The following is a 5,499-nucleotide window of genomic DNA, read 5'->3' as shown; positions in this document are numbered from 1 at the left end:
GGCCTGTGTTGACATGCCGGGGCTGTAGCCAGTCCCGTGCCAGTTCGCGAGGGTCGGAGAAAAACTCTCACTCTCTCAGTCCGCGGCTGGGGCCGCGTCGCCGCGCGCGATGCTCGCCTGCGTAGCGACCGTGCCCTTCAGGCGCTGCACCTCGGCCACGAATTCCGGGCCGTTGCGCATGCGCTGGTAGGCCGCCATCTGCGTGCGGTACGCCGGGCTCGACGGGTCGAAGCTGTCGCGGCCGGCGATCTGGCTCATGCCTGACCGGATCCAGAGGGTCGTGTCGGCGGCAACTTCGGCCCGGCTCATCGCACCCGGCGCCATGTCGGCGGGGCCGACGCGAAGCTCCGCCGGTGCGCTCGCCATCGACCGGCTGGCCGCGACGTCGGCGGTCACGGCCGAGCGGCTCTGGGCGCTGCCCGTGGTGGCGACCGGCGCGCCGACCCACAGCTCGGCCGGGACCGTCTGGGCAAAGGCAGTGGCGCCGGCCAGGGCGAAGGCGGAGACACCGAGAAGTTGCTTGGCATTCATGATGAAATCTCCCGAAGGCTTGATGATGTGCGGCCACGGACATCGCGGCCCTCACAGGACGTGACTGTGGCGATTCAGTGCCTTCCCGGCTGTGCGTTTTCGCACGGCTTTTTTCGATCCGTTCGACATGCGCGCAGAGGTCTGCCATGGCGTTCCAACGTTCCAGCCTCGGCCTGCAGCACATCGCGCTGCTGCAGGGACTCTCGGCCGATCGTCTCGACCAGCTGGCGCAGCGCTGCCAGTGGAAGAGCCTGCCGGCCGGCACGCCGGTGCTGTTGCGCTCGGAGCGCAAGAGTGAGGTCTACTTCCTGGTTTCGGGCGCCTTGCGGGTGACCTCCTATGCGGCCAACGGCCGCCAGGTCACCTTCCGCGATCCGCAGGAAGGCGAGCATTTCGGCGATATCGCGGCGATCGACGGCCAGCCCCGGTCGGCCGATGTGGTCACGCTCAGGCCGAGCGTCGTCGCCAGCCTGGACCGTGGCGCCTTTCTCGAGTTGCTGCGCGACGAGCCAGTGGTTGGCGAGCGCGTCATGCGCGGCCTGGCGGCGCTGGTGCGGCAGTTGTCCGAGCGGGTCATCGACCTGAGCACGCTCGGGGTCCAGAACCGCGTGCATGCCGAACTGCTGCGGCTGGCGCGGGGGGCCGGCGTGGCCGACAACCGCTCCCGGCTGGAGCCGGTGCCGACCCATGCCGAACTGGCCAGCCGCATCAGCACCAACCGCGAGCAGGTGACGCGCGAGCTCAATGCGCTGCGCCGCGAGGGGCTGCTGGTCAAGGAAGGCAAGGCGCTGGTGGTGGCCGACGTGGCCCGGCTGACGGCGCTGGTGGGCGAGGTGCGGGGCTTCGACTGAAGCGCGCGGCGACGCTCAGTCCCTGGATCGCCAGGCCGGTAGCTTCCAGCCGGTCCACAGCGCGAACAGCCGCAGCACGATGGCGGCCGCGGCCCCCGTCGTCAATCCGGCCCAGTCGGGCGCCTGCAGGGCGTCGGCCCCGACGATCACCCAGGCGCCCGCGAAGGAGCAGATCGCGTAGGGCTGATGATCGCTGAAGGCGCGCGGAATCTCGTTGCAGACGATGTCGCGCAGCACGCCGCCGAACACCGCCGTCATCATGCCCATCAGCACCGCCACGATCGGCGGCATCGAGGCGCCGAGCGCGATCTGCGTGCCGGTGGCGGTGAACAGGCCCAGGCCCAGCGCATCGGGCCATTGCATGGCGCGCTCGGTGAGCGCGAAATGGCGGTCGCGCAGGAACAGCATCGCGGCCACGCACAGGGCCAGCAGCAGCCACAGCCAGCCCGCATGCTCGACCCAGAAGAAGGGCCGGCGGTCGAGTAGCACATCGCGCAGGGTGCCGCCGCCGAAGGCCGCCAGCCCCGCCACCATGACCACGCCGACCGCGTCGAGCCGCTTGCGCGCCGCCTCGATCAGGCCCGAGATCGCGAACGCCAGGGTCGCCGCCGCCTCGATCGCGATCTGTGCATGGGAGAGCGACAGGACGGTGGAGAGCGGCAGGCTGTGCATGGGCGGTCAGTTGTGCATATGGCCGTGCGATTCTGTCGCAGCGCCGGCCGGTGCGCCGACCGGGAGGTCGACCTGGAGCGAGCTCTTGACGCCCTTGGCATCCTCGAAGCGCAAGGTGATCGGGATGCTGCCGCCCTTGGCGATCGGCTGCTTCAGGTCCATCAGCATCAGGTGCTGGCCGCTGGGCTTGAGCTCGACGGTCTGCCGCGGTGGCAGTTCGAGTCCACCGGCGAGCTCGCGCATCTTCATGGTGTCGCCTTCCATCTTCATCTCGTGCACCTCGGCCACGCCGGCCACCGGGGTCGAGGCGCCGACCAGGCGGGCGCCCGAGGGCGCAGTGAGCTTCATGAAGGCGCCGGTGCCGCTCTGGCCCGGCACGGTCTGGCGCACCCAGGCGTCGCGCACCTCGACCGCGGCGACGCCCGGCGGCAGCACGTCGAGGCGGGYCGCTGGATAGTCCAGCTTGGCGCTCGAGCCGGCGACCGGCAGCTGGGCCCAGTCGGCGCTGCCGACATCGCACCTCTGCAGCACCTTGAAGTAGAGCGGGCCGGGCTTGTCGGTGAGCTTGCCGCGGACGAAGAACTCGGCCCGCTCGGTGGCAGGCAGGGCGGCCTGCGCGGAGTCGGCCTTCCAGGACACCTCGCGCGGCGTGGCGGCCAGCGTCCAGCCGGCGCGCACCTGCGCCTGTGCCAGCGTGAAGCCGTCGGGCAGCTGGACCTGGATCGCGGTGGTGGCCTTCGCGTCGGTGCAGGCATGGCCGACGCGGAAGGCGGCGTCGTACTCGCTGCCGGCCGCGGCGCCGCCAGCGGGCAGGGTGACGTGGGCCAGGGCGGCGGTGCTGCCGAGCGCGGCGCAGGCGGCGAGTGAACGGATGTGGCGGGCGGTGGTCATCAGGATCTCCTTGTATCGGGGTTCAAAGGTCCCAGCGCAGTTCGGCCGTGTACGTGCGCTGCGGGTAGGGGTGGAAGTTCCAGTACTGGTAGTTGTTTGCATTGTCGATACCGAAGGCGGCCGACCATTGCTTGGCGATCTGGTAGCGCACGCGCAGGTCGACGGTGAAGTACTTGCTAGCACCGGTGTAGGCGAAGCCGTTGACGTCGCTGTTGTCCAGCGTGGAATATTGCTTGCCGCTGTAGCGCGCGGCCACCGTGAAGGCCCAGCGCGCGTCGGGCTTGTAGGTTGCGAAGGCGGTCGACCGCCAGCGAGGCACGCGCGGTTGCCACTTGCCGACGCTGGCCGGGTTGCTCGGGTTCGCGATGGTCTTGGAGTCGGCGAAGGTCAGGCTGCCGCCAAGCTCCAGCCCGCGCATGAGCACATCCTGCCCGGTGTAGGCCAGCTCGAAGCCGGTCGTCCGGACCTTCGCGATGTTCTGCACGCGCGAGACGGTGGCTGAGCCGGGAATGAGCTGGCTGAAGATCGCGTCGTCCGTCGTCTCGTGGAACAGGGTGGCACGGGCCAGGCCATTGCCAAGGTCTCTTTCGGCCGAGAGTTCGCTGGTCCAGGATTTCTCGGGCTTCAGGAAGGGATCGTTGATGAACGACAGCGCACCGCCCGTCGTGGCGCCGTACAGCTCGCCCACGGTCGGGAAACGCACCGCACGCCCCAGCGACCCCTTGAGCACCGTGTCGTCGGTCAGCTGGTAGGCCAGCGCCGCCTTGGGTGACACGTCGGACTGGCTGCGCGGCGCGTACGCAATGGCACTGGTTGCGACCTGAGTGAAGCCGTTGTCGGCCTTCCAGTCCTCGTAGCGCAGGCCGAGCACGGTCTTCCACTTCGGCGTGAAGGACCAGGCGTCCTGAACCCAGGCGCTATAGGTCTGGCTGTCGCCGCCGACGTTGCTCACCAGTGTCGTGGGCGGGCCGTCCAGCCAGCTGCCGAAGACGTTGCGCTTTAGGATCCCCAACTCGTAGGCGGCGCGCCCGACGCCGAAGTCCACGATGTGCGCGCCGCCCACCCCCTGCGGGCGCCAGGTGCCGCGGGCCGCGAGCGTGTTCCAGCCGGTGCCGCCCTGGTCCTGCAGCGTGCCGGCGCCACCGAAGGCCGCCTGCGGCAGCGCGATGGTCGGCTGGCGCTGCTGGTCGGTCGAATAGTCATACAGGCTCGCGGCCACCTCCCAGTCCCACTCGCCCCGGGTATTGCTCTTGACCGACAGGCCGTGCATGACGTGCGTCTGCTGATCGTTGGTGATCGGAAAGGCCGTCGGTGCGAGCGTGAAGCCGCGTCCGAGGATGTTGATGGCACCCGTGTACACCGGCATCCCGGCGGCGTCGCTCAGGTAGGTCGCGGACCGGCCCTCGGCGGTGTTCTGCCACCAGCCGAGTGTGTAGGTGGCGCGCACCGTGGGCGAGAAGTCGTAGGCCAGCTTGAGCTTGGCGTGGTCCTGGATGGTGTGGTACTGGGTGCCGGTGCCCAGGATGTACCAGGGCGTGTTGGTGGTGTTGAGCCCCGGCACGAAGCCCACCACCGGCGTGCCCGCGCGCCCGGGCGTGCCCGAAGCGACGGTGGCGGTGGTGAAGGTCAGCGGCTGGCCTTGGCTGTCGGTGCGGTTCACGTCGATCCACCAGGACCAGTCGCCGCTCTTGCTGCCTATCGAGGCGCTGGTCTGCCAGCTGTTGAAGGTCTGGTGGGTGTTATACAGGTCGGAGGGCTGGGAGGCGAAGCCGGCCTTCACGTGCGCCTCGAGCTGGGTGGGCATGCGCGTGACGTAGTCGACGACGGCGCCGGCGGAGTTGCCCGGGTAGGCGGCCGAGAAGGGGCCGTACATGACGTCCACGCGTTCGATCTCCTCTGGCGTCACCAGCCCCCAGCGCGGTGCGTAGTTGCTGCCATTGGCGATGCCGTTGCCCAGGTAGTTTGACAGCAGGATGCCGTCGGCATAAACCGCCGAGCGCGCGCTGTTGCCGGTGCCCGAGGCGCGGGTGGAAAGGATCGCGTGGTTGTAGTCGCCGATGTAGCGCTTGCGCACCAGCAGGCTGGGCAGGTACTTGAGCGCATCCTCGCTGTCGGTGGCGTTGATGCGGGTCTCGATGTCCTCCCGAGTCACGCCCTCGATGGTGGTCGGGATCTGGGTCGGCAGCGAGCTCGGCTGGCCGCCCGTGACGGTGACGACACCGAGCGAGCGCGTGCGCTCGGGGGCCTCGTCGGCCGGGCGCGCGCTGGGCGCGACCTGCGCCAGGGCAGGCAGGGCCCACCAGAGAAATGCGGCGCCCAACGCGAGCGACAGCACGGTCTTGTTCATGGGAAGAAACTCCTCGGCATCCCCCGGGGTGCCGACGCATTGCTGGAAAAGCGCGGCGGCGCACCCTTCGGGGCGCCGCCTGCCGTCAGGTCGAAAGCAAGCTCAGGAGCGAGGCGGCCCGCGCGCCGGCAGCGGCGCGGCGGTGGCCGCGGCGATGCGCGCGGCCGGAATCGACTGCAGCGCACGGCCCAGGGGACGGCCCAGGGG

At 69.7% G+C, this 5,499-nt stretch carries 5 protein-coding genes; 1 reads left to right on the top strand and 4 read right to left on the bottom strand.

Going from position 1 to position 5,499, the window contains the following annotated elements; translation table 11 throughout:
• Positions 1 to 75: 75 nt before the first annotated feature.
• Positions 76 to 531: a hypothetical protein gene (locus tag AC1DY5_RS40270; protein WP_478120042.1), complete on the bottom strand. Its 456-nt coding sequence runs from the start codon at positions 529 to 531 to the stop codon at positions 76 to 78.
• A gap of 146 nt (positions 532 to 677) precedes the next feature.
• Here AC1DY5_RS40270 and AC1DY5_RS40265 point away from each other — a divergent pair, with 146 nt between their 5' ends.
• Positions 678 to 1,382 (top strand): Crp/Fnr family transcriptional regulator, encoded by a 705-nt coding sequence (locus AC1DY5_RS40265; protein ID WP_478120041.1) that lies wholly within the window; start codon positions 678 to 680, stop codon positions 1,380 to 1,382.
• 15 nt (positions 1,383 to 1,397) lie between these two features.
• Here the strand turns inward: AC1DY5_RS40265 and AC1DY5_RS40260 are convergent, their stop codons facing one another.
• From AC1DY5_RS40260 to AC1DY5_RS40250, 3 genes are read right to left on the bottom strand one after another with little or no spacing between them, the layout of a single operon-like run.
• The gene (locus AC1DY5_RS40260; RefSeq protein WP_478120040.1) at positions 1,398 to 2,054 is read right to left on the bottom strand and encodes a trimeric intracellular cation channel family protein; all 657 of its coding nucleotides are present in this window, start codon (positions 2,052 to 2,054) and stop codon (positions 1,398 to 1,400) included.
• 6 nt (positions 2,055 to 2,060) lie between these two features.
• A complete protein-coding gene (locus AC1DY5_RS40255) occupies positions 2,061 to 2,945 on the bottom strand; it encodes a copper chaperone PCu(A)C domain-containing protein (RefSeq protein ID WP_478120039.1) in 885 nt (294 codons plus the stop codon).
• A gap of 22 nt (positions 2,946 to 2,967) precedes the next feature.
• Positions 2,968 to 5,292: a TonB-dependent receptor gene (locus tag AC1DY5_RS40250; protein WP_478120038.1), complete on the bottom strand. Its 2,325-nt coding sequence runs from the start codon at positions 5,290 to 5,292 to the stop codon at positions 2,968 to 2,970.
• Positions 5,293 to 5,499: the final 207 nt, after the last annotated feature.

It is taken from the genome of Variovorax sp. P4_D9, assembly GCF_056401695.1.
This window is presented reverse-complemented; position numbering and strand designations above follow the sequence as displayed.